General features: G+C 68.7%; 19 protein-coding genes and 2 tRNA genes. 13 read left to right on the plus strand and 8 right to left on the minus strand.

Going from position 1 to position 25,665, the window contains the following annotated elements; all coding sequences use genetic code 11:
- Positions 1-83: 83 nt before the first annotated feature.
- From AMYAL_RS0109120 to AMYAL_RS0109130, 3 genes are all read left to right on the plus strand, one after another.
- Complete coding sequence (locus tag AMYAL_RS0109120) at positions 84-854, plus strand: class I SAM-dependent methyltransferase (protein ID WP_020631000.1); 771 nt, start codon at positions 84-86, stop codon at positions 852-854.
- Complete coding sequence (locus AMYAL_RS0109125; RefSeq protein WP_020631001.1) at positions 851-2,179, plus strand: M20 family metallopeptidase; 1,329 nt, start codon at positions 851-853, stop codon at positions 2,177-2,179. Before AMYAL_RS0109120 ends, AMYAL_RS0109125 begins: the two co-directional genes overlap by 4 nt.
- Positions 2,180-2,269: 90 nt before the next feature.
- Complete coding sequence (locus tag AMYAL_RS0109130; RefSeq protein WP_020631002.1) at positions 2,270-3,241, plus strand: S1C family serine protease; 972 nt, start codon at positions 2,270-2,272, stop codon at positions 3,239-3,241.
- Between the two features lie 100 nt (positions 3,242-3,341).
- On the opposite strand, the gene AMYAL_RS0109135 is transcribed toward AMYAL_RS0109130, so the two are convergent.
- Positions 3,342-3,719, minus strand: a complete 378-nt coding sequence (locus AMYAL_RS0109135; RefSeq protein ID WP_026466884.1) for a DUF3224 domain-containing protein — start codon at positions 3,717-3,719, stop codon at positions 3,342-3,344.
- A 46-nt stretch (positions 3,720-3,765) separates the two neighbouring features.
- Entirely contained in the window at positions 3,766-5,295 is a 1,530-nt protein-coding gene (locus AMYAL_RS0109140) for a helicase HerA-like domain-containing protein (protein WP_020631004.1), read from the minus strand.
- 112 nt (positions 5,296-5,407) lie between these two features.
- Here AMYAL_RS0109140 and orn point away from each other — a divergent pair, with 112 nt between their 5' ends.
- The 3 genes from orn (at position 5,408) to AMYAL_RS0109155 (ending at position 6,694) form a co-directional block, all read left to right on the plus strand.
- The gene (gene orn, locus AMYAL_RS0109145) at positions 5,408-6,016 is read left to right on the plus strand and encodes an oligoribonuclease (protein ID WP_020631005.1); all 609 of its coding nucleotides are present in this window, start codon (positions 5,408-5,410) and stop codon (positions 6,014-6,016) included.
- A 77-nt stretch (positions 6,017-6,093) separates the two neighbouring features.
- A tRNA-His gene (locus AMYAL_RS0109150) sits at positions 6,094-6,169 on the plus strand.
- Positions 6,170-6,283: 114 nt separating this feature from the next.
- The gene (locus AMYAL_RS0109155; protein ID WP_020631006.1) at positions 6,284-6,694 is read left to right on the plus strand and encodes a hypothetical protein; all 411 of its coding nucleotides are present in this window, start codon (positions 6,284-6,286) and stop codon (positions 6,692-6,694) included.
- A 52-nt stretch (positions 6,695-6,746) separates the two neighbouring features.
- On the opposite strand, the gene AMYAL_RS0109160 is transcribed toward AMYAL_RS0109155, so the two are convergent.
- Positions 6,747-7,967, minus strand: coding sequence for a L,D-transpeptidase (locus AMYAL_RS0109160; RefSeq protein WP_209447230.1), 1,221 nt, complete (start codon positions 7,965-7,967; stop codon positions 6,747-6,749).
- 195 nt (positions 7,968-8,162) lie between these two features.
- On the opposite strand from AMYAL_RS0109160, the gene AMYAL_RS0109165 reads away from it, so the two are divergent.
- Positions 8,163-8,235, plus strand: a tRNA-Lys gene (locus tag AMYAL_RS0109165).
- A gap of 299 nt (positions 8,236-8,534) precedes the next feature.
- On the opposite strand, the gene AMYAL_RS0109170 is transcribed toward AMYAL_RS0109165, so the two are convergent.
- Positions 8,535-10,949, minus strand: a complete 2,415-nt coding sequence (locus AMYAL_RS0109170) for an SdrD B-like domain-containing protein (RefSeq protein WP_245192846.1) — start codon at positions 10,947-10,949, stop codon at positions 8,535-8,537.
- Positions 10,950-11,149: 200 nt separating this feature from the next.
- Between AMYAL_RS0109170 and AMYAL_RS0109175 the strand changes: the two genes are divergently transcribed.
- Positions 11,150-11,923 carry a hypothetical protein gene (locus AMYAL_RS0109175; protein ID WP_245192848.1) on the plus strand — a complete coding sequence of 258 codons (774 nt, stop codon included), beginning with the start codon at positions 11,150-11,152 and terminating at the stop codon, positions 11,921-11,923.
- Between the two features lie 7 nt (positions 11,924-11,930).
- Here the strand turns inward: AMYAL_RS0109175 and AMYAL_RS0109180 are convergent, their stop codons facing one another.
- Entirely contained in the window at positions 11,931-13,265 is a 1,335-nt protein-coding gene (locus AMYAL_RS0109180) for a right-handed parallel beta-helix repeat-containing protein (RefSeq protein ID WP_026466887.1), read from the minus strand.
- Between AMYAL_RS0109180 and AMYAL_RS0109185 the strand changes: the two genes are divergently transcribed.
- Complete coding sequence (locus tag AMYAL_RS0109185; RefSeq protein WP_245192852.1) at positions 13,149-14,483, plus strand: Dyp-type peroxidase; 1,335 nt, start codon at positions 13,149-13,151, stop codon at positions 14,481-14,483. The two genes, AMYAL_RS0109180 and AMYAL_RS0109185, sit on opposite strands and share 117 nt — an antisense overlap.
- On the opposite strand, the gene AMYAL_RS0109190 is transcribed toward AMYAL_RS0109185, so the two are convergent.
- Positions 14,480-16,060, minus strand: coding sequence for a helix-turn-helix transcriptional regulator (locus AMYAL_RS0109190; RefSeq protein ID WP_020631012.1), 1,581 nt, complete (start codon positions 16,058-16,060; stop codon positions 14,480-14,482). The two genes, AMYAL_RS0109185 and AMYAL_RS0109190, sit on opposite strands and share 4 nt — an antisense overlap.
- Positions 16,061-16,398: 338 nt before the next feature.
- Positions 16,399-17,277: an AraC family transcriptional regulator gene (locus AMYAL_RS0109195; RefSeq protein WP_039795384.1), complete on the minus strand. Its 879-nt coding sequence runs from the start codon at positions 17,275-17,277 to the stop codon at positions 16,399-16,401.
- A 92-nt stretch (positions 17,278-17,369) separates the two neighbouring features.
- Between AMYAL_RS0109195 and AMYAL_RS0109200 the strand changes: the two genes are divergently transcribed.
- Positions 17,370-20,684, plus strand: coding sequence for a DUF5107 domain-containing protein (locus tag AMYAL_RS0109200; RefSeq protein WP_020631014.1), 3,315 nt, complete (start codon positions 17,370-17,372; stop codon positions 20,682-20,684).
- Positions 20,685-20,719: 35 nt separating this feature from the next.
- Here AMYAL_RS0109200 and AMYAL_RS45780 read toward each other — a convergent pair whose 3' ends face one another.
- Positions 20,720-22,402, minus strand: coding sequence for a beta-N-acetylhexosaminidase (locus AMYAL_RS45780; RefSeq protein WP_051137515.1), 1,683 nt, complete (start codon positions 22,400-22,402; stop codon positions 20,720-20,722).
- Positions 22,403-22,530: 128 nt separating this feature from the next.
- On the opposite strand from AMYAL_RS45780, the gene AMYAL_RS0109210 reads away from it, so the two are divergent.
- Genes AMYAL_RS0109210 through AMYAL_RS0109220 form a run of 3 tightly spaced genes read left to right on the plus strand, consistent with a single transcriptional unit; the run spans position 22,531 to position 25,660 of the window.
- Complete coding sequence (locus AMYAL_RS0109210; protein ID WP_020631015.1) at positions 22,531-23,838, plus strand: glycoside hydrolase family 36 protein; 1,308 nt, start codon at positions 22,531-22,533, stop codon at positions 23,836-23,838.
- A gap of 22 nt (positions 23,839-23,860) precedes the next feature.
- Positions 23,861-24,811, plus strand: a complete 951-nt coding sequence (locus AMYAL_RS0109215) for a carbohydrate ABC transporter permease (RefSeq protein ID WP_084702105.1) — start codon at positions 23,861-23,863, stop codon at positions 24,809-24,811.
- A gap of 12 nt (positions 24,812-24,823) precedes the next feature.
- Positions 24,824-25,660: a carbohydrate ABC transporter permease gene (locus AMYAL_RS0109220; RefSeq protein WP_020631017.1), complete on the plus strand. Its 837-nt coding sequence runs from the start codon at positions 24,824-24,826 to the stop codon at positions 25,658-25,660.
- The last annotated feature ends 5 nt before the right edge of the window (positions 25,661-25,665 follow it).

A 25,665-nucleotide genomic window follows, 5' to 3' on the forward strand; every position in this document is an offset into this window, starting at 1 on the left:
CAGTTTCGGGTCGCGGCGGCGGGAATGTCGCGAACGGGCCGGTCATGGCAGATTCTCGGGTGACCACCGTGAAGGGAGCAGTCATGCCGGACCATCGCGAACGTCTTCAGAGCCTGCTGCGGCCGGGCATCACGACTGCCGGGCCGGAGCAGGATTTCCTGGATCTGCTGGGCGAAATCCCGCAGGCGGGACCGCCGACCGGACTCGCGCAGCGGCTGATGCGCACCTCCGCCGTGCCGATGATCTACGAGCGGTACTGGCGGCCGACGCTGGGCAGGGTCGCGAAAGGACTGACCGGCCCGAGCATGGCGGACGAGGTCCGGATCGCGATCGAAGCGCTCGGCCTCGGCCAAGGCCAAGTCGCGCTGGACGTCGCCTGCGGCACCGGCCGGTTCACCCGCGCGTTCGGCGAAGCGGTCGGCCCGGACGGGCTGTCCATCGGGCTCGACGGTTCGGTCACCATGCTGGAGAAGGCGCTCGCCGCGCCCAATCCGGCCGCGGTGACCTATCTGCGTGCCGACGCCGTCGACCTTCCGCTCGAAGATTCCACTGTGGACGCCGTCTGCTGTTTCGCCGCGCTGCACATGTTCGCCGACCCCGACGCGGCACTGGACTCCTTCACCCGCGTGCTGAAGCCCGGTGGCTCACTGGTGCTGCTGACCAGCGCCCGGCACAGTGACCAGCCGATGCGGCTGGCGGACACCTTCCTCGGCAGGCTGAGCGGACAGCGGATGTTCGACCGCGGCGAGATCGCGCTGAAGCTGTTCCGGCGCGGATTCGGCCACGTCGACGAGCGGTATTCCGGTGTCACGCAGATCGTCGCGGGGCAGCTACCGGTTAACATCCGGAAATGATCCGCTCTGAGCACGCTTCGCCGACTCCTCCCGACGACAGCTACCTCCGTTCGCTGGTCGACGCGACCGCGGACGCCGTCGCCGCGGCCGAACCGCTCGGCTCACCGCACGAGGGCGCGGACCCCGCTACCCGTGACGCCGTAAGCGCCGAGATCCGCGCGCTGACCGCGGATCTGGTGGGGCTGAGCCAAGACCTTCACGCTCATCCGGAAGAGGGTTTCGCCGAGCACCGCTCGGTTCGCGCTCTCGGGGACCTGCTCCGGCGGCACGGTCACGAGGTGACGATCGGCGCGGGCGGGCTGGACACCGCCCTGGTCGCGACCACTCCAGGAAGCGGCCCGCACATCGCGGTCCTCTCCGAGTACGACGCCCTTCCCGGACTCGGGCACGGCTGCGGGCACAACGTCATCTGCACCGCGGGCGCGGGCGGTTTCCTCGGCGCCGCGGCGGTCGCCGAGCGGCTGGGCGGCCGGGTCTCGCTGATCGGCACGCCTGCGGAGGAGGGCGGTGGCGGCAAGGAGACGATGGCCCGCGCGGGCGTCTTCGACGACGTCGACGCGGTGGTCATGCTGCACCCGTTCAGCCACGACATCGCCATGCATCCGTTCCTCGGCAGGCGGCAGCTGGAAATGGTGTTCCACGGTGTCGGCGCGCACGCTTCGGCTCAGCCGTTCATGGGACGCAACGCGCTCGACGCCGCCGTCGCCGCGTACCAGGGTGTCGCGGCACTCCGGCAGCATCTGCCCTCCAGCGACCGCGCGCACGGCGTCTTCACCGACGGTGGAGCGCGGCCGAATGTCGTTCCCGAACGCGCGGCGCTGCTGTTCTACCTCCGGTCGGCACAGCCGGACACGTTGCGCGACCTCGCCGAGCGGGTTTCCGCGATCGCGCGCGGCGCGGCGGAGATGACCGGTTGCGGTGTCGAACTGAAATGGGACGCCCAGCCCGCGTACCTGCCGATCCGGTTCAACACCACGCTCGCCGGGCGCTGGTCGGTGCATCAGGTGGACGCCGGCCGCAAACCGCTGCCGCCGGGGATCGTGCCCGAGTTTCTCACCGGCTCGACCGATCTCGGAAACCTTTCCTATCGGATGCCCGCGATCCACCCGATGATCGCCATCGCCGGGCCGACGACCGCCTTGCACACCAAGGAATTCGCGGCCGCGGCCGGTTCTCCGGACGGTGATCGCGCGGTCGTCGACGGCGCGCTGGGACTGGCACTGACCGCCGTCGACTATCTGGCCGACGCGGAACTCCGCGCCGCGGTGCACGAGGAATTCGAGGCGTCGGGCGGCGCCCTGGACGTGCCCACGTTCTTTGGCTGAGGAACGCTTAGTTTTCTCAGGAAATTCTTCTCAGGAAAGCACAGGGGTTTTCCACAGGAGGTTCACAAGTACGGGCGCGAATCTTGTTCCATGACCGAGAACGAGAGTCGGCCCGGCCCCGCCTCCACCGGTGGGCACCAGCCGCCGCATCAGCAGCAGTACCCCGGTTACACCCCTTGGCAGGCCGCGCCGAATCCGCTCTTCACGCCGCAGCAGGCCCAGACCCAGGCGCCGACACCGCCGCCGCGCAAGAAGGGCGGCCGGGTCGCCGTCCTCGTCAGCGCGACGGCGCTCGCCGCCGCCCTCGTCGGCGGGGTCGGCGGCGCGGCGCTCGTCGGTTTCAACTCCGCGTCGTCGGCGTCCGGCACGGGCTCGTCCACGGTGGCCACCGGGCAGTCCGTCGGGAACACCACTTCGGGTGACGTCAGCGGGGTCGCCGCGAAGGTGACGCCGAGCGTCGTCCAGGTGAACGTGACCACCGCGCAGGGTGAGGCTGTCGGCTCCGGCGTCATCCTGACGGCGGACGGGCGCATCCTGACCAACGCCCACGTGGTCGCCGACGCCCAAGGCGACGTCACCGTCACACTGTCGGATGGCAAGCAGTACAAGGCGAGCGTGGTCGGCGCCGACACGAAGGCCGACATCGCCGTCCTGCAGGCGAAGGGCGCGAGCGGGCTGACAGCGGCTTCGCTCGGCGATTCCGGCAAGCTCGCCGTCGGCCAGCAGGTCGTCGCGATCGGCTCGCCCGGTGGGCTGCAGAACACCGTGACCACCGGCATCGTAAGCGCGCTGAACCGCAAGCTCGACGAGCTCAGCAGCGGCCAGGAACGGCGCTCGCCGTACAGCAGGACCACGAACGAAGCCGGGCCGAGCTACACCGCGATCCAGACCGACGCCCCGATCAACCAGGGCAACTCGGGCGGAGCGCTGGTGGACGCGCAAGGGAACGTCATCGGCATCAACTCGGCGCTGTACAACCCGTCCTCGACGGGCAGCATCGGCATCGGTTTCGCGATCCCCATCAACGACGCGAAGAAGATCGTCGAGCAGATCGTCGGCTGACCCGGCCGTCTGGACCGCTGTCAGGGGGCGGCCCAGCAGGCGATGTCCGTGAAGGCCTCCTTCCCTACCTTCAGGGTAGGGAAGGAGGCCTTCACGGATTTCAGAGTTCGTACGTGAGGGTGAAGGTGTGGTTTCCCTCGTCGTCCTGGACGATCTCCGCCGTCCCGGTGATGCCGGCCAGTTCACCGTGACCGGAGCCCGGCAAGACGATCAGGTGATGCCCGTTCTCCCCCGCCGAGTGATGCAGGACGAAGCCACCTTTGCGGCCGTCGACGGACACGGTCAGCCGCTCGAAGGCGACGTACGCCGACGACGTCTCGTTCACCGCCGTGAGCATCTCGACGGCGCTGGTCCCCTCGACGGCTCCGGTGAACGTCTTGGTCAGCAGCACACGCGAGAACTCGGTGCCTTCGGGCTTCTCGGTGGCTTGCGGGTCCCAGCCGTCCACGGTGAACGCGGCTGTCGCGGTGTTGGTCATGACTCCGAGTCTGCCGGACATACCTGACAGAACGCGTCAGGTATTTTCACCGCCTCCGGTTCCCGAACAGGCCGCGCGTGATCTCCCGCCCGAGCGCGCTCGCCGCCGAGCGGAGGAACGACTTCACCGCCGGGTTGCTCATCGCCTGCTCGACCATTCCCGGCGCTTCCTTCTCCGGTTTCGGAGCGGGAGGCGCTTCCGGCGGCGGAGCCTCACCGGCGGGCGGCGCCGCCACTTTCGCGGCGAGCTTCTCGTAGGCCGACTCACGGTCGATCGTCTCGGCGTACTTCGCGTGCAGGTCCGAAGAGGCCGTCGCCGCGGAGATGGCCTCGGCGCCGATGGACCCCATCTTCGAACGCGGCGCGCGCAGGCGGGTCCACGCGACCGGCGTCGGAGCACCACGCTCGGACAGCACGGTGACGATCGCTTCGCCGATACCGAGCGAAGTCAGCGCCGAGTCCAGTTCATAGTGCTTCGTCTTCGGGTATGTCTTCACCGTCTTCGTCAGCGCCGCCTGGTCCTCGGGCGTGAACGCGCGCAACGCGTGCTGCACCCGCGCGCCCAGCTGGGACAGGACGTTGTTCGGGATGTCCGTCGGAAGCTGCGTGCAGAAGAACACGCCGACGCCCTTCGACCGGATCAGCTTCACGGTCTGCTCGATACGCTCCAGGAACGCCTTCGACGCCCCGTTGAACAGCAGGTGTGCCTCGTCGAAGAAGAACACCAGCTTCGGCTTGTCGAGGTCACCCTCTTCGGGCAGCTCCTCGAACAACTCGGCCAGCAGCCACATGAGGAACGTCGAGAACAGCGCGGGCTTCGACTGGAGGTTGTCCAGCTCCAGCAGGGTCACCATCGCCTTGCCGTCGACCTCGCGCATCAGGTCGTGGACGTCCAGCTCAGGCTCGCCGAAGAAGTCCTCGCCGCCCTGAGCCTCCAGATTGGACAACGACCGGAGGATCACCCCGGCCGTCGCGGCCGAGACGCCGCCGATGCCCTTGAGGTCCTCCTTGCCCTCGTCACTGGTCAGGTGCGTGATGACCGAGCGGAGGTCCTTCGTGTCCAGCAGCGCCAAGCCGCGCTGATCGGCCCAGTGGAAGATCAGGCCGAGCGTCGACTCCTGGGTATCGTTGAGCCCCAGCACCTTCGACAGCAGGATCGGGCCGAAACTCGTGATCGTCGCCCGGATCGGCGCCCCCTTGCCACCCGTCCCCAGCGACAGGAACTGCACGGGGAACGCGGCAGGCTCCCAGGAGTCCCCCAGCTCGTCCGCGCGTTTGGCGATCTTGTCGTTGCTCTCGCCCTGCGCGGCCAGACCCGACAGGTCGCCCTTCACATCCGCCAGCATCACCGGCACACCGGCGGCCGACAGCTGTTCGGCGATCAGCTGCAAGGTCTTGGTCTTGCCGGTACCGGTCGCGCCCGCGACCAGCCCGTGCCGGTTCAGCGTCGCCAGCGGCAGCCGGACCGTCGCCCCGGCGTCGGCCTTCCCGTCGATCACGACGGCGCCGAGCTCCACCGCCGCCCCCTCGCTCACGTAACCCTGCGCGATCTCCTGGGCTGGACCCTGTTCGGCCACTGTCGCTCCCTGGTCTGTGATATGGCTCACCTGAGGATGCACACGCTGCCAGCAACGCGCCGAACCCGCACGTCGCGCGCCGCGAATCCCCGTGTCGGGTTAGGGTTTCGGAGTGAACGACCGCCTAGTCTGGATCGACTGCGAGATGACGGGGCTCGACCTCGGCAAGGACGCGTTGATCGAAATAGCCGCGCTGGTGACCGACGCCGAGCTCAACGTCCTCGGCGAAGGCGTCGACATCGTCATCCACACCGACGACGAAACCCTCGACGGCATGCCGGAGGTCGTCCGCGAAATGCACGCCCGCTCCGGCCTCACCGAAGAGGTACGGCGCTCCACCGTCACCATGGAAGAAGCCGAGCAGCGCGTGCTCGAGTACATCCGAGCGCACGTGCCCGAGGCCAACGTCGCCCCGCTCGCCGGCAACTCCATCGCCACCGACCGCGGCTTCATCACCCGCGACATGCCCGCCCTGGACGGGCACCTGCACTACCGCATGGTCGACGTCTCGTCGGTGAAGGAACTCGTCCGGCGCTGGTACCCGCGGATCTACTACGCCAAGCCCGAAAAGGGCCTCGCGCACCGCGCCCTCGCCGACATCAAGGAGTCCATCGGCGAGCTCGACTACTACCGGCGCGCCGCCTTCGTCCCGCAGCCCGGCCCGACCACCGAACAGGCCAAGGCCGCGGCCGCTGAAGTGCAGGAACGCCACGAACGGTAACCCGTTGCGAGCCCCGGAAACGGGCACGCTAATATAGTGCGGCCGAGGTGATGGGAAGCTTCCCGAGCCCGGCGATGGTGGGCGTAGCTCAGCTGGTAGAGCACCTGGTTGTGGTCCAGGAGGTCGCGGGTTCGAAACCCGTCGCTCACCCCATCACCCCAGTTCGGCCGGTCTTTCCGGCAGGCTGGGGTTTCGCTTTTCCAGGGGTACCGGTAACGCGGCGTGGCCCTCACGCGAGTTCAGAGGAGAACTCGCGCGGAGGACGCCATGGGACGATGGCCGGTCTTGATGATCTCGGGACTCTTCGTACTGGCCGGGGCCTGCACGGCCTACCCGCCGGACCAAGTACCAGCACCAGCGAAGGCGTCGACACCCGTCACGACCGTGACAGCGACGCCGTCCACTTCGGCGCCGCCGCCGGTGACCGTGACGGTGAGCCCGCCCAAACCGGCGAAGCCGTCGACCTCGGCGCTGAAGTCACCGTGGCGATGCGAGCCCGGTTATCCGAACTGCACGAAGGCTCAGTCCCAGAAGTACCTCGCCGACCTCGAGTACCAGAAGTGCCGACGCGATCCGGAGAAGATCTGGGACACCCACACACAGAAGTGCCGCTACAAGACCAGCGGCGAGACACAGTGGGAACACTTCAACGGAACACCTCTGCCCGGAACGCCATGAGGGGTCCCCTTGGGACGGAAATCGTCCTAAGGGGACCCCTCAGGGGATCAGGTCAGTTCCGGTCGCCGCCGGTCTTCCAGTCGTCCCACGACATCTGCCACACCGACCAGCCGTCGGTCGGCTCCAGCACCTGCGGGCCGGAGTTGGCGACCGTGATGATGTCGCCCTTCTTGGAAGTGTCCATCAGCCACTTCGCGTTCTCGGTCGACAGGTTGATGCAGCCGTGGCTCACGTTCCGTTTGCCCTGCGAGCCGACCGACCACGGCGCCGAGTGGTAGAAGATGCCGCTGTTCGACATCCGCACCGCGTACTTCACGAACGTCCGGTAACCGGCCTTGCTGTCCGACGGGACGCCGTAGGTGCCCGAGTCCATCGTGTACCCGGTGTGCTCGCTCATCACCGTGTAGGTCCCGGCCGGGGTGCTGCTCGACGGCTTGCCCATCGAGATCGGCATCTGCTTGACCTCTTGGTCGTTCACCACGACCTTCATCTGGTGCGTGCCACCGTCCGCGGTCGCGACCAGCTTGTCGCCGACGACCACCTTGGCGGGCTTGTCCTCACGGCCGAAGGTGTTGTTGCCGAGGTTCTTGCCGTAGATCGCCGCGTTGACCGAGATCTTCGTGCCCGGCTTGAAGTACTCCTTGGGCCGCCACATCACGGTCTTCTCGCCGAACCAGTGGAACGCGCCCTCGGCCTGCGGCTCGGTGACGATCTTCAGCGCCTTCTCGGTCGCCGCCTTGTCCGGCACGTTGCCGGTGAAGGTGAAGATCAACGGCAACCCGACACCGACGGTCTCCCCCTCGACCAGGTTGATCGAGACACCGATCTGCTTGCCCGGCTTGGACGTCGAGAACGTCGAGGTCGCGGTGACCGGCTTGCCGTCGGTCCCGGTCGCGGCCGCGGTGACGGTGTAGGTCTTGCCGTAGCCGAGCGGTTCCGCCGACTCCCAGCCCGAACCGTCCTCCTTCGGCTTGCCCGCGACGACCTTGCCGTCGGCGCCGGCCAGCTTGACCTCGCCCACCTTGCCGTCGGCGACGGCGACCGTGACCGGCTCGCCGGGCGCCACGTCCGCCGCACCCTGCGCCGGGGTCAGCGTCACCGCGGCGGGCCTCGGCTCGGGAGCGGGCGCGCCGCTCTGCTGCGAGCCACCAGGAGCGCCACCCGGAGACGGCGTTTCACCCGACGGTGTACTGGTGCAGGCCGCCAGTGTGAACCCGGCCACCAAAGCCACCAACGCCACCCGCGACCGCCCCGTCGCTCCCCAGACCCTCATGCACACCGCCCGTTTCGCGTGGTACCAACCCCAACGTCTGGCTATAGTGTGCCTGACCGGCCGCAACGCCTGCGGCCGGATGGCCGAATCCAGGCAGGCCCGCCGTAAGGGGACCCCCCTGAAACGGGCCTCTGCAACCCTGTGTTAATGTTTTCCACGTCGCCAAGGGGAACACCAAAGCGACGGAACAAGCAGGCGCCATTAGCTCAATTGGCAGAGCAGCTGGCTCTTAACCAGCGGGTTCGGGGTTCGAGTCCCTGATGGCGCACAGTAAGAAACCAAAGCCCACCTGCAGGATTTCTCCTTGAAGAGGATCTTGCCGGTGGGCTTTGCTCATGAGTGGGGCCGTACCAGCCACTCTTTTATTTCTTGGCCTTCTTTGCGTCGACTCCGGTCTCCTTTGTCGCCGGGCGTGTTTCTTGCCTGCCTGGCCGCGCATACGGGCCGCTTCCAGTGCCAGCTCCGCCGTTATGCGCCAAGCAGGGCAACACGCTGGTGTCGTCTGCCGCGGCACGCGGTCTGCCCGCCCGCGCGACTCCGGATCGCGAGCGGGCAGACCACCTGTTGTCAGCCTTGCTTGGCGCGGCGTTTCCGGCTCAGCAACGCGAGTGTCGCGCCTGTGCCGAGGAGCAGGACACCGAGGAGGAGAATCCACGGCAGGCCGGAGATGCCGGTGGAGGCCAGTGGCCCCGAGGCTTTCCCGGACGGGGCCGGTGTTGTCGGCGGGACGGACGTCGGTGGTGTCGACGCGGGTGGTGTCGACGTCGGAGGTGCCTGTGGGATGTAGACACCGGCGTCGATCGTGTGATCAACGCCTCCGGGGATTGCCGGTGCCGTGACCGGGGCATATCCGTCGCAGAGTCGCCCGGTGGTCGGCGGGTCCACATTGGAGTCGTGTACCCGGTCGGTCTTGACCAGCGGAAGCGTGAACCGAAGGTCGGTGGCCGGCGGGCGGCCTGGCACCTTGCCGGTGTCCACGGTGCAGACGTCGAACTGCACGGTGTACTTGGCGCCTGGCTCGAGTTGGTAGGCGGCACCGACACCACCGAAGTAGTACTCGCCCGCCGCATCGGTCTTGGTCGTGGCGACCTTCTTACCGGTGGAGTCCACCAGGCTGATCGTCGCGCCCGGTAGCCGCACGTCCGCCGGATCCTGGATGCCGTTGTGGTCGCCGTCGAACCACACCAGGTTGCCGATCTGGATCGGCGCGTTCGCCGCCTGGTACGCGATGGCCCCGAGCCCACCGGCCTTGCCGAACCCGTGGCTCGGGTTTCGACCGACGAACTCGTGGGCGTTGGCGGCAGGGTTGTTACCGGGCCCCACCCCGGTCTTGATGTCGTAGTAACCGGTCCCGGCGGTGGCGACGTTGACGGTCGGGTCCATCTGCGTGCTGACGACCCATTGCTGCTGCGGAATGTAGGCGACCGATCCCAGTGCGGATTCCTGGTGCGCTGCCGGGCGCCGGAAGTAGTCACCGGGGAAGTACTCGACCACGTCGCCTGTCTGGCCGCCGGTGATGTCGTTGTTCGCGTGGTTGGGGCAGTTCCCGGTGCCTTCCCAGGAGTACCCACCGGCGGGGTTGACACAGGCCATGTTGATGTCACCACCGGCAAAGCCGCGTTCCGTGGTGTCCCTGCCCGGACGGGGGTCCAGCGAATCCCAGCCCACCACGTCCATGAACCGGTCGCGGAAGCCGAGGATCATCGACCCGTCACGCGCGAAGGCCAGGCTGGCCAGTGCCGGCTGCGGACCGATCATCGTGCCGCCACTGCCCACGGCGTGTTCGTCCCAGGTCGCCAGGTCGTTGTTCCACGGGTTCCAGTGGTCGGTCTGGCCGGGAGCCGACCGGCCGCTGAGGACCTCGCCGCGCTTGAAGTCGAGCGGCTGGGTCAGCACGGTGGTGAACCGCGTGCCGTCGTAGGCGTAGACGACAGCCTTCAGATCCGCGCGGTTCTGCGTGCTTTCCGCGCTGCACACACCACCGACGTACACGGTGCTGTCGTGTGCGGCGACAGCGAAGGGCCGCCAGTCGGTGGGCGCCGCGCAGCCAGGGTCCGGGACCGGGACCGTGGCCCGTGCTGCCGGCGCGGTGGCACTGGTGGCGTCGAAGCTGACCAGGCTCCGGGTCAACATGTTCAGCGCGTACAGCGAGGAGCCGTCCTCTGAGAGGGCCAGGCCGCCGATGCTTTCCTTGCCCGGCGCGTCGACGAACCCGCCGTCCTTGATCATGTTGGTGGTTTCATGGGGCGTCACCGCGGTGCCCGGCACCTTCGCGAACAGGGTCGGTGCGCCGCCGCCGTCGACCGGCACGGTGTAGATCGCGTCCCCGCCACCCGGCCCGTACAAGGCGTGCCGCCGGGCGAACGCGCTCTGGAACAACTGGCGACGGTGCTTGTCGTAGGCCAGCCCGAACGTCGTGCCCACTTGGGCTTGGGTGGCGAGCGTGGTCGGGCACGCGACATCCTCAGGACACGTACCGCGGGTGTTCACCCCGAACGCCACCAGCGCCCGTGTGTCCGCCCCGCCGGCACCGTTCTGGATCGGCACGAAATACCGGGTATCCGGCAGGCTGTAATCGGCGGGATTCCAGACCCCGGTGATCACCGAATCGTTCTCGCCGTTCGACACGTCCACAAAGGTCGTGAAGCTGTCGAAATGATTGGCCGCCGTCGAGGCAGGTGCTGCCCGCAAATAGTTGCTGTAGGGCGCCGGGACAGTGACGTCGACGCGGTAGTGGCCACCGTTCAGCACGGCGGACGGCGGCACGACGACCTTTCCGGTGGCATCGGTGACGCCGGTGACGTGACGACCTTCAGGGTCGGAGACGTCGACCCGCATGCCTTGCTGCGGCACGTCCATCGTCGTGTTGATCACGCCGGTGCCGAAGAAGTCCCGTAACACCTGGACCGTCAGCGTTCCGTCAGCAGGCGACGCGGCGGCTGTCCCGGCCGTCGCCCCGGTGGTGGCGCTGCTTGCCAACAACAGACCAGCCAACCCCACCCGCGCCGGCAAACCCATACGCGCCAGGGTTCTCCGGCTCACTCTCCTGCCGGCTCGGCTCATCGGTATCCCCTTGTGAAGTCGTCGTGAACCGTCATAGCCAACCAGAGCGGCGTTGTCCCGTGTGTCGGAAATCGGGTGAATCAGGGGGTGAATCAGCGAACCTGTTAACGTCGCGCCGCGTGCGGACCACGAGAACCCGGCGACGTTTCCCACTGCACCGACGGCTGCGGCCGCGCTGGGTGGTGGCCGTCATCGTCATCGCGGCGGTCGGCGTTGCCACGTTCGTCGTCATCGGCGGCGATTCCGGGCCTTCTGGTCCGCGTGCGCTGACCTCGGACGAGGTGAACCGGCTGGCGATCACGCGGTTCCGCAACTACGAGGCGGGAGGCCGCGCGGTGACGATCACCGTGCCGACCACCGCCGGCGGGCTGGTCATCACCGGATCCATCGACTACCGGGCCAAACTCGGTTACGGAGTGGTGCGCGGCACCGGGCGGGATACGTCCGGCGACGGGCTGATCCAATGGGATACCGCCACCGTGTTCGTCCATCCGATGACGAACGCGCCGACGGAGGCACCGGCATCGCCACCCGGATCTGCTTGGCATCGCCGCCCTTTGCAAACGGCAGGCAGTTCGCTGGACAGTTCGTTGCTCATCGCGCTCGGTCTCGGTAGCGACCGGCCGGACAACGCCGAACTGTTGCCGCAGAACGGCGCCGCCTGGGTTGGTCCGGACCAGGTGAGCGGCCATCAGGTGGACGTGATGTCCGGGCCGGGCACTCCTGCCAAGCCCGGTACAGCGGGCAACGTCCGCTACTGGATCGGCTCGGACGGCACCATGCACCGGGTTCAGGCCGACGTGGCTTCCGAGCCGCAGCCGGTGACCATCGACTTCGACACCAGGGCCTACGTTCCGGTCCAGCCGGCACCCGGAGTCACCCCGGCGCGGTAGCCGCCGCTCAGGATGTCCGCACCAGCGCGCCATCGGCCAGCAGTGACGCCGACGGCAGCGGGATCTTCGCGATGTCCGGTAGCACGGGAACGGCCGGAACAGCGGTGGCGCCGGTGGCGGCATTCGGGAACAGCGGCTGCGGGGCGGGCGCGGCCACGTCGGTGAACGGGATACCGCGAGGCGGCTTCGGGCTCGTCCACGTGCCGGACGGCGCGGACGACCGGTCGGCGACCGGGCAGGACGCGGTCGTCGCGAGCTGAGCGGGCACCGTCGTCGCGAGACCGTTGCCGCGCAGGCAGTTGCCCTGTCCCTGGGTGGCGGTGGGGAACGTCCAGCCGACATCGACACCGTTGGCGGCGAAGGTGTTGTCCACGATCTGGTTGCCGTTCGGCGGGATGTCGGCGGTCGCGGTGAGCACCAGCCCGGCGTTGACATTGCCGTCGATCCGGTTGCGGACGACCTGATTGTCACTGCCGCCATCGATGCCGATGCCGATCCCCCACCCGCCGTCCGCCTGTTCGGGAGTCGGGGTCTGCTGGTTGGCCGCGATCAGGTTGCCTGCGACATGGGCACCCTGCTGCGGGAGAAGCTTCTCCTGATGGTCGGAGTTGGTGGTGAGCCCGACCCGGTTACCGACGAACCGGTTACCGACCACGTACATGTCCCCGCTGGCGTTGGTGCCTTCGTAACCGACCGCGTTGAGTTCGGCGATGTTGTCCCGCACCACGATGCGACAGGGCTTGCACTGCCCGACATAGATCCCGGAGTCAGCCGAACCTGACGCGTACGAGTGTTCGATGACACCGTCTTGGGCGGAGAACGCGTAGATGCCGTACAGCCCGTTGCGGGTGGCGGTCACGTGGGAAACCAGGAACGACTTCAGGAAGGCGACCGGCTCGTCGCCGGTGTCGTAGCCGCCCTGCCCCGGAGTTCCGGTGGCCGCCTTCGCCGAACCGGTGACCAGAACCCCGTTCTGCGTATTGTTCTTCACGGTCAGGTTCTCCACGGCCACCCCTGGCGCGGTGACGACGATCCCGTTCGGCTGCCGCACTTGCCCGTCGATCACGACCGTGTCGCGTGACTCGCCGCGAAGAGTGATCTGAGCCGTGCCGACCTTGACCGACTCGTGGTAGACACCGGGCGCGACCAAGACCAGGTCGCCGGGCTGGGCGAGGGATACCGCGGCGGAGATCGTCGAGGCGTCGGACGGCACTCGGATCGTCACGTGCGCACCGGCCGGCCTGCTGCCCTGGCCCGATCCGGCATCGACGGCGCAGCCCGCCACCATGAGGGTCAGTGTGCCGAATACCGCCACGATCACGCGAAAACCGAAACGAGGCATGCTCTCCAGTTTGGCACCACCGCCGAATTCGCCCGCGGCTGGGCGGATATGGCACGCTCCACATCCGTGCGCCAAGCCGAAAACAACCCGTCACGCCGTGCGTTTCTCGGTGCCACCGCCACCGTGCTGGCCGCCGGCCTCACCGCGGGGTGTGAATCGGATTCCGCCCAGCCGGGCCGGGCCGACACTTCCGCGTCGACCACGCCGGTGCCGCCGGCAGGTCTTCATCAAGCTGGAATCACGCTCCCGCAACAAGCCCAGCCCAACCTGCTGGCCGTCGTGGCCGACGTCGCCGATGGTGTGGCGGTGGGCCCGTTACTGGCCGAACTCGGCGAGGCCGTCGGCACCCTCACCGCGGGGACCGACACACGACTTCTCGGCCTGTCACCGGGCGATCTCACCGTGACGATCGGGGTGGGCCCCCGGCTGGTGCGCATGGCCGATCCTGCCTTACCCGGCACCACGGAACTCCCCGAGTTCTCCCGCGAACGGATCGCCCCACAGGCACGTGGCGGGGACCTGCTGATGCAGATCTGTGCCGGCGACGCCGTCGTCATACCGGTCGTCGCGGCCGCACTCCTGCACCAGGCAGGCGACAGGGTCCGCGAACGCTGGCGCCAGTCCGGGCGTCGCGGTTCGACCATTCCAGTGGCTCCGGGCCTTACCGCGCCCCGAAACGTGTTCGGTTTCATCGACGGCATCGTGGGTCCGCACACCGCCGCCGAACAGGAACGAGACCTGTGGCTGGCCGGGCCGTCCCCGGTCACCCACGGCACCATCGCCGTGCTCCGGCGCATGGAACTCGACCTGTCACGGTTCGCCGCGTTGCCCGTCGCCGCACAGGAGGCGGTCTTCGGTCGACGCCGGGACACCGGCACCCCCCTCTCCGGCGGCGCCATCGCCGCCGATCCAGACCTCGGCGCCAAAACGCCGGACGGGCGCTATCTGATCCCGGCCGATGCCCACCTGCGCAGAGCGCACCCCACCGCGGTCGGCGTCGGCCTCATGCTGCGCCGCTCCTACAACATCGACGAACCCGCACCCGGCCTGCTCTTCGTCAGCTTCCAGAACGACATCCGAACATTCACCAACACCCTCACCCGGATGGACAGCGGCGACGCGCTGCTGCCGTTCACCACCACCACCGTCGGCGCGAGCTTCCTGATCCTCCCAGGGTTCGACCGGCAAAAGCCGCTTGGCGCCACGCTCTTCCGCTAGAGCACGCCGAGTTCGTAAGCCCGCATCAGCGCGTCCTCGCGGCTGGACGCGTTCAGCTTGCGGTAGGCGCTTTTCACCTGCGTGCGCACGGTGTTGACGGACACGACGAGCTTGCGCGCGACCTCCGCGATGGTCAGGCCCGCGTCCAGTTCGCCGAGGACCACCTGCTCCCGGTTGGTCAGCTCCACCAGCTCGACGCGTTCCGGGAACACCGGACGGGCCCGCGCCAGACGCTGTACCGCCTCATCGGTCAGGGGAAGCTCGCCCAGCCGGATCACCTCATCGCGATCGCCCGGCGACAACGAGGCGAGCGAGAGCACCTCATCCGGCGTCCGCACGCGGCGGACCGGCACGAGCGACCGGCGTGCCTCGTCCTCGTCACCCATACGCAGTGCGGCGATCGCCTTGAGCAGCAGCATCTGCCGGACGTCCCGGCGCGATGTGGTTTCGTGCCAGGACGTACGCGAGGCCATCGCGCGGACCACCTCGTATTCGCCGTTGAGCAGGCGGAGCCGGGCGGTCGGCAGCGCCAGCCACGATCCCTGCGGGTCCGCCTCCTTGATCAACCGCAGTGCGCGGGTGGCCTGGCCGGTGGCGATCAGCAGCTCGATGTGGGCACGTCGGATCACCTGGAAGGCGGTGCCCTGCTCGACGAGCTCGGGCGCGTGGCCGAACGGGAGCGTGCCCAGATGGGCCAGCGACGTCGCCGGATCTCCGAGGTACAACCCGTGCGCGAACGTCAAGGCCGCCACGAACGGCCAGACCTCCAGTTGCTTCGTACCGTCCCCGGTGATCTCCAGGCAGTCCGCGAGGCCCGCCTGGTCGTGGCGGTCCAGCGCGTCCCAGCCCTCGGCGATCGTCCCGCCGACGGTGAGCAAGAAACGGACCCGCTCGGAGGGCGACTCGAAACCACGCATCCGTTCAAGCCACTGATGAGCGAGGGCACCGTGACCGAGATGCGCGAAGATCATGGCGAGATTCGCGGCGGCGTTGAGGGCGGTGGCCGCCGTTTCCGGCGCGACCGTCGCGCGCTCGTACGCCTGGCGGTACCACCCCACCGCGGCCGGGAAGTCGTCCATCAGCGAACGCGTCAGACCTCGTTGCATGGCAAGCCATCCGGTGCGCGGTTCCACATCGGCGCCGGGCAGCGAGCTGAGCTGCGCCGCACGGACCATGAGGCGCTCGCCCAGCTCCTCGGCCTCGGCGCTCGCCCCTCGCATACGCAACCCGATCATCGCCGCGGTGCCGACGGTGACGAGTGTCGCCACCGAAGTCTCGCCCGCGATGTCCATCGTCGCGGCCAAGCGGGTGCCGAGCTCCGTGTAGTGGCGCAGATAGGGCCTGAGTTCGCTGACGTGGGGTTGGTTCATCGCGTGGTAGGCGCTGATCCACGAGATCATCAGGCGCGGACGAGCGCGCAGCTCCTCGTCCGGCACCTGGCTGAGCACGAAAAGCAGCCGACCGGCGAGGTCACCCTCCACGGCGAGGATGTGCTGGTCGCACAAGGCTTCGAGCGCGGACCAGTCACCGTCCTCGGCGATCCTGGCCAGCGTTTCCGGTAACTCGGCAACCGACACACCAGCGGGTTGCGTTCTGGACGGCACCGTCTCTGCCCCTCCCCAGGCCAGGCCGATGGATCTTGATCACAAGTATGAGGTGCTTGGGTTTTCCGCCCCACTCAACCCTGTGGACAAGAGATCACCTTGGCACGCAGACGCAGCAGCCGTCATGTCCTACAACCGGGTGAACTTGCCCCCCAACCGGAGCAACGGAACAACGCGGTGATCGGCACCCGAGCCTGACTTCCGACGGTGGGGCACCGTGTCTCGAAGGCCCCCTTTGAGACGTTCAACGTCCTGAAGGCCCCCTTTGAGACATCCCGAAGTGCGGCCGAGGGCACCAGAACCGGCAGGGCTCACTGTCCATTGTGGCCGGTTCCGCGCCGGTACTCGCTGGGGCTGCAACCGTGTTCTCTGCGGAAAGTGCGCGAGAAGTAGAACGCGTCGTTGTAGCCGATGGTCCTGGCGATCTCGGAGATGTCGCGGGACGTGGTGGCCAGCAGTTCGCGCGCTCGGGCCATCCGCAGGCGTTTGGCGTATTCGACCACGCCGCAGCCCGCCGCCATCCGGAACAGGGCCGCGAAGTGCGAGGGAGACAGTCCCGCCGTGCGCGCCAGCTCCTTGACGATCACCGGCTTCGCGAAGTTGTGCCGCAGGTACTCCAGCGCCTGGCGAACCGGCTCGGTGGGCCGGTGGACCTCGGTCAGCGCGTCCGCGGCCAGCTGCGACAGCAGGGTCCAGCCCGCGCCGGAGGCCGAGATGAGGTGCGGGAAGGTCTCGTCCCGTTCGAGGAAGCCGATGGCGTCGTCGATCGCCGCGACGGCCCGGTAGGCGTCGCGCACCTCGACGATGGCTGCTCCGCCGTCCGGCGTGACGACCGAGAGCAGTTCCGAGACCTGGGAGCCCGCGGCGTGCAGCCACCAGATCGTCCAGGGGTCGCGCGAGTCCGCCCAGTAGAAATGCGGGCGGGACGGGGGCAGGACCAGGGCGTTTCCCGGCCTGATCACGCTCACCCTGCCGTCGACCTCGCAGTGCCCGACCCCGTCGGTGCAGACGATCACGATGGCTTCCGGCGCGCTGCGCGGGCGGCGCATGCCGTGGTTGGCCGCGCTGGGGAAGTACCCGGCGTCGGTGACGAGCAGGCCCGAGGTCGGGGCCCTGCGCAGGGCCGACGCCACCAGCGGCCGCGGCACCACGCGCAACCGCTGACCTGGGAAGCCATCGGGCAGCAGCATCCGCTCACCGTACAGCCGGCAGTCGAATCGTCCAGGTGACTCGGTCGAATCGGCCATCCCGCCGAACGGGTGCCCCGGCATAGCGTTGCCGCATGTCACAGGGTGAATCGACGCTGATCCTGCCGCCCCGACCCGCCGAGCACGCCGAGGCCGGGGTCGCGGCGTGGCGGGCGGGGGTGACGATCGACAGCTACCTTCCCGAGGCGCCCGGCCGGTATCCCGCCTACCTGGACCGGCGCGTCTATCAGGGCTCCTCCGGGCGGGTGTACCCACTGCCGTTCCATGACCGGATCAGCCCGGTGAAGGCCCCGGCGGAGTGGGACGCGGTGCACCTGGAGAACCGCTGGCTGCGGCTGATGGTGCTGCCCGAACTCGGTGGCCGCATCCACGTCGCTTTCGACCGCACCCGGAACTACGACTTCTTCTACCGCAATCAGGTGATCAAGCCCGCTCTCGTCGGCCTGGCCGGTCCGTGGGTCTCCGGCGGGGTCGAGTTCAACTGGCCGCAGCACCATCGCCCCGCCACGTTCCTGCCTGCCGACGTCGAGATCGAGCACGAGCCCGATGGTGCCGTGACCGTGTGGTGCTCCGACCACGACCCCTTCGACCGGATGAAGGGGATGCACGGCGTCCGGATGCGGCCCGACAGCGCCGTCATGGAGTTGCGGGTGCGGCTGTACAACCGCGGCGAGCGGACCCGGACGTTCCTGTGGTGGACGAATATCGCCGCGCGAGCGGACGAGAACTACCAGTCGTTCTTCCCCCGTGACGTGCGCGTGGTCGCCGATCACGCCAAGCGCGCGACGACCGGCTTCCCCGCCGCGGATAGGCCCTACTACGGGGTCGGCTACCCGGCCCGGCACGACGAGGTCGGCACGGTCGCCGGTGGCGCGCGGGTCCGCGGCGACCGCCTCGACTGGTACCGCAACATCCCGGTGCCGACCTCGTACATGTGCGTGGGCAGCAAGGAAACGTTCTTCGGCGGCTACGACCATGCCGCGCGGGCCGGGTTCGTGCACGTCGCCGACCGGCATATCGCCGTCGGGAAGAAGCAGTGGACCTGGGGCGCTTCGGAGTTCGGTGACGCGTGGGGCCGCAATCTGACCGACGACGGCTCGGCCTACGTCGAACTGATGGCCGGGGTCTTCACCGACAACCAGCCGGACTTCTCCTTCATCGCGCCTGGGGAGACGAAGGTGTTTTCCCAGTTCTGGTATCCGATCCAGGAGATCGGCCCGGTGCAGGCGGCGACCGTGGACGCCGCCGTGCGGGTGGACCTCCGGGAAACGAGCGCGCGGGTCGGAGTCGCAGTGACAGCTGACCGCCCCGGCTGCCGCATGGTGCTCGTCGACGGCGCTGGGGCCGAGGTCGCCGAGGTGCGCGCCGACCTCGCGCCGGGCAAGCCCTTCCAGGAGAGCATCCCGCTGCCACAGCCCGCCGATCGACTCGTGCTGCGCGTCCTCCACGGTGACGAACTGCTGGTGGAGTGGGATTCCGTGGTCCCCAGCGCGGACGATCAAGTCACCCCGGCGCGCGAGCCGGCGGCGCCCGAGGACGTGCCGACCGTGGAAGAGCTGGCCGTGATCGGCGCGCACCTCGATCAGTACCGGCACGCGACGCGCTCGCCGGAGCTGTACTGGCGTGAGGCGGTGCGCCGCGATCCCGCACAGGTCGCGGCCAATGTCGGGCTCGCCGGGCGCGCGTATCAGCGTGGCGACTTCGCCGAGGCGGAGAAGTCGTTGCGGGTGGCCGTTTCCCGGCTGACGACGCTGAACCCGAATCCGGTCGACACGACCGCGCTGTACTGTCTCGGTCTCGTGCTGGAGCGGCTCGGCCGGGCCGAAGAGGCTTACGACGCCTACGGTTCCAGCTCCTGGGCGCGGGCGTGGCGGGCGCCGGCGGGCTATCGCATGGCACGCATCGACACCGCACACGGGCGGAACGAGGAGGCACTGGCCCGGCTTCAGGATGTGCTGCGCACCGAGCCGGAGCACCTCCAAGCCCGTGCGCTCCGGGTGATCGTGTTGCGCCGTATCGGAAAAGACGGTCAAGCGGCAGAACTCGCCGAAGCCACCCATGCGCTCGATCCCCTGGACTGGTGGACGCGCGATCTGCTCGGCCTGCCTCTCGGCACGGACGCGCAGACCTGCCTTGACATCGCGCTGGAGTACATCGGCGTCGGTGAGCGCGATGCGGCGCTGCGGGTGCTCGACGTCGCCCGCGAGCGGGAGGGTGTTCGCGCGATCGGACAGACAGCGGCCGGGCCGTTGCTGGAGTACTACCGAGCCGAGGTGCTGCGCGAGCTGGGCAGGGACCGCGAGGCGCGCGAAGCCGTTGAGAGGGCGCAAAGTCTCGACGCGACGTGGTGTTTTCCTTCGCGGTTGGACGACGCGTTGACGCTGGAGCGTGCGGCGGCCTCCGACGACACGGACGCGCGGGCCCGCGCGCTGCTCGGACACTGGCTCTACGCCAACGGACGCCCCGATGACGCGTGCACGGCCTGGAACGCCGCGGCGGCGATCGACCCGGATGATCCCGTGGTGTGGCGGAACCTGGGGCTCGCGGCCTTCAACCACCTCGGTGACGCCGACCAGGCGTGCGCGGCCTACGACACCGCGCTCGCCGTCGCGGGGGACGACGCCAGATTGATCTTCGAGCGTGACCAGCTCAGTGCGAGGCTCGGCGTGCCGCCCGCGCAACGGCTGGACTGGCTCCTGCGGAACCGCGCCCTGGTCGAGACGCGGGACGACGCCACCATCGAGCTCGCGCATCTCCTGATCACCGCCGACCGGCTCGACGAGGCCCGCGAACTGCTGCTCGGCCGCACCTTCCAACCGTGGGAGGGCGGTGAGGGCGACGTGCTGCGCGTGTGGGACCGGCTGTGCCGCTCACAATCCACAGTGGACGATGCGCTGGCACCGCCGGAATCCCTCAGCGAGGCAAGGCATCCGCTCGCGAACACCGCGCAGCTGCACCTGATGCGGGGTGACCTGCTTGGCGACCGGGCGGCGTGGGAGCTGGCCGCCGCGCAGCAGGGCGACTTCCTGGGAATGAGCGCTCAGCCCTACTCCGAGGCGACCTACTCTTCGGTGCTCGCGCTGCGCAGGCTTGGTCGCACCGAGGAAGCCGACCGGCTCACCGAGTCCTTGCGCGCCTTCTGCGACACGTTGGAGGCGAGCCCGGCGACCGTGGACTACTTCGCGACTTCGCTGCCGTCGATGTTGTTGTTCACCGAGGACCTGGCCGCCGCGCAGCTGCGCCGAGTCCGCTTTCTGCGGGCGCAGCTCGACATTCTCGACGGGCAGCACGCACACGCGGGTGACCGGCTGGCCGCGCTGCTGGTCGAGGATCCGCACCACGTCGACGCGCTGGACCTCGCCCGATCGATCCGGACTCCGACGCGGTGACGGCGTCTGTGCACCGTCACCGCGTGCGGGATTCCTTACACGTCAGGGCTGTCCGCCACGGTTCCGGTCGCGGCCGCGTCGGCGTAGTTCGCGAGACGCTCGGCCATCGGGACCCCGGCGCGATGGGCTCGCCTGCCGGTGCCGCCGCGCTGCCACGGCGCCGGACCGGTCAGCGGGCGGAACTCGACTCCGGCCGCCGCCAGCCGGTCGAGGTGACGGGGCAGCCGCCGGTGGAGATCCTGCGTGCCGGAGCCCCAGGCGATCTCCGCGAAGGCACACGTTCGCGGGTACAGGAGGTAGTCGACCAGTCGCGGGTCCTCGACGAACTCGGTCCACATCTGGCACTGGATCCCTTGCACACGAACACTTTCGGCCTCGGACCAGTCCTGCGGGACCGGTTCCCACGAGGTGACGTCGCCAAGGGTGACCGGGCCGCCGATCGCGAGCGGCTCGTCGGGGTGGGCCTCCTGGAAGTAGTCGAAGTAGGTCGGCATGACCGGCGAGAGCACGACGTCGTGACCGGCCGCCGCCGCCCGGCGGGCGACCTCCGCGCCACGCCACGCCATGACCAGCGTGGTGGTCGATTCCGCGTCGGCGGCGGTTCCTTGCGCGGCGAAGCTGTCGTCCCAAGTGACCGGTGTTTTGCCGTGCTCGGCCAGCATCTGCCGCACTTCGGCCATCAGAGCAGCGAAGATTTCGGCGCTCCCGGAAAGCCTCCGCTCGTCGGCGAACGCACGCACCACCGGATCGTCGTCCCACGCCCGCAGGACGGACTCGTCGCCGCCCACGTGCACGTAAGGGGAAGGGAACAGCGGGAGCAGCTCGTCGAACAGGAGGCGCAGGAACTCCAGGGACCGCTCCGACGGGGCCAGGAGCGCGTCGTGCACACCCCAGTCCGTGTGCACCGCGCGATCCGGCACGGCCGGGGAACCGAACTCCGGGTAGGCGGCCAGCAAGGCGCCGGTGTGGCCGGGAACGCCGATCTCCGGGACGACCGTGATCGCGCGGTCCGCCGCGTAGGTGACGATCTCGGCGAGGTCGTCGCGGGTGTAGTAGCCGCCGTGCGGTGTGCCGTCGTGGACGGCCTCGTCGGAGTAGTGGCTGACCTGGCTCGTCGCCCGCCAGCTACCGACCTCGTGCAGGCGGGGGAAGCGCAGGCTCTCCACCCGCCAGCCCTGGTCGTCGCTGAGGTGCAGGTGCAGGGTGTTCAGCTTGTGCGCGCTCATCAGGTCGAGGTGGCGCAACACCTCCCGCTTGGGCAGGAAGTGCCGGGCGACGTCGAGGAGCATTCCGCGCCAGCGGAATCGCGGGCTGTCCTCGACGCGGACGACCGGTGCGACCCACTGGACGTCCGACGGCGCGGCCTGCCGGTAAGCGGCGTCGGGCAGGAGCTGGCGCAGGGTCTGCACGGCGTGCACGACACCGGAACGGTCCGCCGCGGTGATGGTCACGCCGGCCTCGGTCACGTCGAGCACGTAACCCTCGGGAGGGGTCGCGCCCGCGCGGAGCAGCACCTGCAGGACTGCGGGTTCGGTGACGACCTTGCTGGTCACGGGCAGCAGCGCGATCGCCCGAAGGACCGCCGCCAGTTCCTCCGACGGCACGTCCAGGCGTACCAGGAGTTCGGCCGGAAGCTGGAGCACCCCCGCGCCGAGCAACACCGAATCCGGTTGAGGAACAAGGTGCGCCGCCCGCTTTCGCGCGTCGTCGTGGCTCATGGTCGCTGCCTCCTTAGCTGCGTAAACATGTTTCTTTCTGTTCATTCACCCTCTAGAGTAAGCACATAATGCGCATTTCAGGCACTTTATGCGCAGAAATAAACGAAAACCATCACGAAGGGACGACGATGTACCTTCCGATCGCCGAGGTCGCCTGCGTGCCGGCCCGAGCACGCGTCTTCGAGCAGGGCTGGCAGTCCTGGAGTCCCACCGGCACCTACCCCGGTGACGCGACCTCGCCCCGGCCGTCCTCGGCGCAGATCGCGGCGAGCTGCTTCCGCTTCGACCGTCCGATGCCGGAGTCCGGTTTCCAGGGCGAGGGACTCGTCGTGATCGACCCTGGCGACGGCGGCCCGGTGCGGTCGTGGTCCGCGGTGGATCACTCCGCCGAAGTCCCCTCCATCCGCGTGCAGGCGCTCACGGACCGGCTCGTCGTCTCCAGCCTGGGTGCTGTCCGGGAGGCCGAGCACGCCGACCTCCCGCGCGCGCTCGCCGCCTGGGCCGAGGAGGTGGCGGCCGCCGGTGGCGTGACCGCGGTCGGTCCGCTCGGTCCGGGGTGGAGCAGCTGGTACGGGCACTGGAACAAGGTCACCGAGCAGGACATCGCCGACACCCTGGTGCACGCCGATCGGCTGGAGCTGCCACTGGAGATCATCCAGCTCGACGACGGCTACCAGAACGCGATCGGGGACTGGCTCGACATCCGGCCGGGCTTCGGATCCCTTGAAGGAGTGACGAAACGCGTCGCCGACACCGGGCGGCGCGCGGGCATCTGGCTGACGCCCTTCTTCGTCGCCGCCGACAGCCGGGTGGCGACAGAGCATCCGGACTGGCTGGTGCGGGACACGCCCGCGATGCGCGAATGGGACCGGGACATCGCGGTGCTCGACGTGACGCACCCGGAGGCGGCGGAGCATCTCGGCGGCGTGTTCAGATCCCTGGTGGCGACCGGGTTTTCGTTCTTCAAGATCGACTACATCTACGCCGGAGCGCACCCAGGCAGGCGGCACGCCGACGTGTCGGGGCACGACGCCTACGTGGCGGGGATGCGGATCATCCGCGAGGCTGTCGGGCCGGACTCGACCGTTCTCGGTTGCGGCGCACCGATGCTGCCCAGTGTGGGACTCGTCGACGCCATGCGGGTCAGCCCGGACACCGCGGTCGCCGTCGAACCCAAGTCCGGGGACGTCAGTCAGCCCTCGCAGCTCGGTGCGCGGCTGGCCGGGGCCGCGCGGGAATTCATGCACGGCCGGTTGTGGGTCAACGATCCCGACTGCCTGCTGGTGTCCCCGCGCGTGGAAGACCGCGCCGGCTGGGCGGATCACGTTGCCTCCAGCGGTGGGTGGAGGTGTTCGAGCGATCGCCTCGCCGACCTCGACGAATGGGGAGCCGCGCGCACCCGCGAGCTGCTCACGCCGTCGACCGGTCCCGCCTGATCTCTCCGGAAGGGAGTCCGCCATGGCTCAGATCCTCACGGTGCCGACCCCGCCGCCACCGGTCTCGACCCGGACGGCGCCACCACGGGGACGTCGACGGCGGGTGCGGGAAACCCTGACGGCATATGCCTTCGTGGCCCCGAGCCTGTTCGGCGTCGTCGCGTTCCTGTTGCTGCCGGTACTGATCGTCGCCGGGCTGAGCCTGTTCGACTGGAAACTGCTGGCCACACCGGAGTTCGTCGGGCTGGCCAACTACGAGCGGCTCTTCGCCGACGGCGGGATCGGCCACTCGCTGCTGGTGACCGTCGCCTACGTGGTCCTGACCATCCCGGTGCAGACGGTGCTGGCCCTGTTGCTCGCGCTGCTGCTCAACCAGCGAGTGCGCGGCGTGAAGATCTTCCGCGCGCTGTTCGTCCTGCCCTGGATGGCGACGCCGGTGGTGATGGGCCTGGTGTGGGGCTGGATCTTCGACCCGGCCAACGGCGCGGTCAACTCCTTCCTGGGGCTCTTCGAGATCGACGGGCCGAGCTGGCTGTCCTCGGCGGGCCTCGCGCTGCCCGCGGTGGCGGCGACGCAGGTGTGGCAGTTCGCGGGCTACAACATGCTGTTCTTCCTCGCCGGGTTGCAGTCGATCCCGAAGGACTACTACCAGGCGGCCGCGCTGGACGGCGCGTCGCCGGTCCGGCAGTTCTTCTCGATCACGCTGCCGCTGTTGCGCCCGACGCTGTTCTTCGTCCTCGTCACCAACGTGATCGGCTCGTTCCAGGTGTTCGACACCGTTTTCGTGATGACCAACGGCGGCCCCGCCAACAGCACCGAGGTCATCAACTACACGATCTACCAGACCGCGTTCCGGCAGTTCGATTTCGGCTACGCCTCCGCCATCGCGATGGTGCTGTTCCTGATCATCCTCGCGGTCACCATGGCGCAGGTCCGGTACTTCAACCGCACCACGACCTACGACCTCACCTGAGAGGGGCCGACCGTGACCACGACCACCCGGCGACGGCGGCCCTCCCGCCGCGCCGCCCTCTACGCGACGCTGATCATCGGGGCGGCCATGTCGGTCTTCCCGTACTGGCTGATCGTCTCGACCGCGTTGAAACCGCGCGGTGAGCTCTTCGAGGCGGCACCGTGGGCGCCGCCGTCCTCGCCGACGCTGGAGAACCTCGGCGCGCTGCTGAGCTCGGACTTCGCGCGGTCCATTCTCAACACCTTCCTCTTCGTCACCGTCCTCACCGTGGGGCAGCTGATCTTCACCACGCTGGCGGCGTACGCGTTCGCGCGGTTGGACTTCCGGGGCCGCAACTCGCTGTTCTGGCTGTACCTGGCCACCCTGATGGTGCCCAACGTGGTGACCCTGATCCCGCTGTTCCTGATCATGCGCGAGCTGGGCCTGGTGAACAGCTGGTACGGGCTCGTCGCGCCGTACGTCTTCGGCACGCCGTACGGGATTTTCCTGATGCGCCAGTTCTTCCGCAGCATCCCGCGCGAGATCGAGGAGGCCGCGCGGGTGGACGGCGCGGGGCACCTGACCATCCTGTGGCGGATCATCCTGCCGATGAGCAGGCCGATCCTGGCCACGCTGGCGATCGTCACGGTGATCTCGTCCTGGAACAACTTCCTGTGGCCGCTGATCATCACCAGCAGCGAGGACACCCGCGTAGTCACCGTCGCGATCGCCGCCCTGCGCTCGGAGATCGGCATCGACTACACCCGGATGATGGCGGGCAGCCTGCTCACGCTGCTGCCGATGCTGCTCGTCTTCGTCTTCTTCCAGCGCTACATCGTCCGGTCGGTCGCCCTGACCGGACTCAAGTGACACAA

The sequence above is a fragment of the Amycolatopsis alba DSM 44262 genome, assembly GCF_000384215.1.
Lineage (GTDB): Bacteria > Actinomycetota > Actinomycetes > Mycobacteriales > Pseudonocardiaceae > Amycolatopsis > Amycolatopsis alba.

What these genes read in the sequence shown, in the direction of transcription:
- AMYAL_RS0109120 (WP_020631000.1), top strand. Translation starts at nt 84, where the DNA reads ATGCCGGACCATCGCGAACGTCTTCAGAGCCTGCTGCGGCCGGGCATC.
- AMYAL_RS0109125 (WP_020631001.1), top strand. Translation starts at nt 851, where the DNA reads ATGATCCGCTCTGAGCACGCTTCGCCGACTCCTCCCGACGACAGCTAC.
- AMYAL_RS0109130 (WP_020631002.1), top strand. Translation starts at nt 2,270, where the DNA reads ATGACCGAGAACGAGAGTCGGCCCGGCCCCGCCTCCACCGGTGGGCAC.
- AMYAL_RS0109135 (WP_026466884.1), bottom strand. Translation starts at nt 3,719, where the DNA reads ATGACCAACACCGCGACAGCCGCGTTCACCGTGGACGGCTGGGACCCG.
- AMYAL_RS0109155 (WP_020631006.1), top strand. Translation starts at nt 6,284, where the DNA reads ATGGGACGATGGCCGGTCTTGATGATCTCGGGACTCTTCGTACTGGCC.
- AMYAL_RS0109160 (WP_209447230.1), bottom strand. Translation starts at nt 7,967, where the DNA reads ATGAGGGTCTGGGGAGCGACGGGGCGGTCGCGGGTGGCGTTGGTGGCT.
- AMYAL_RS0109180 (WP_026466887.1), bottom strand. Translation starts at nt 13,265, where the DNA reads ATGCCTCGTTTCGGTTTTCGCGTGATCGTGGCGGTATTCGGCACACTG.
- AMYAL_RS0109195 (WP_039795384.1), bottom strand. Translation starts at nt 17,277, where the DNA reads ATGCTGCTGCCCGATGGCTTCCCAGGTCAGCGGTTGCGCGTGGTGCCG.
- AMYAL_RS0109200 (WP_020631014.1), top strand. Translation starts at nt 17,370, where the DNA reads ATGTCACAGGGTGAATCGACGCTGATCCTGCCGCCCCGACCCGCCGAG.
- AMYAL_RS45780 (WP_051137515.1), bottom strand. Translation starts at nt 22,402, where the DNA reads ATGAGCCACGACGACGCGCGAAAGCGGGCGGCGCACCTTGTTCCTCAA.
- AMYAL_RS0109210 (WP_020631015.1), top strand. Translation starts at nt 22,531, where the DNA reads ATGTACCTTCCGATCGCCGAGGTCGCCTGCGTGCCGGCCCGAGCACGC.
- AMYAL_RS0109215 (WP_084702105.1), top strand. Translation starts at nt 23,861, where the DNA reads ATGGCTCAGATCCTCACGGTGCCGACCCCGCCGCCACCGGTCTCGACC.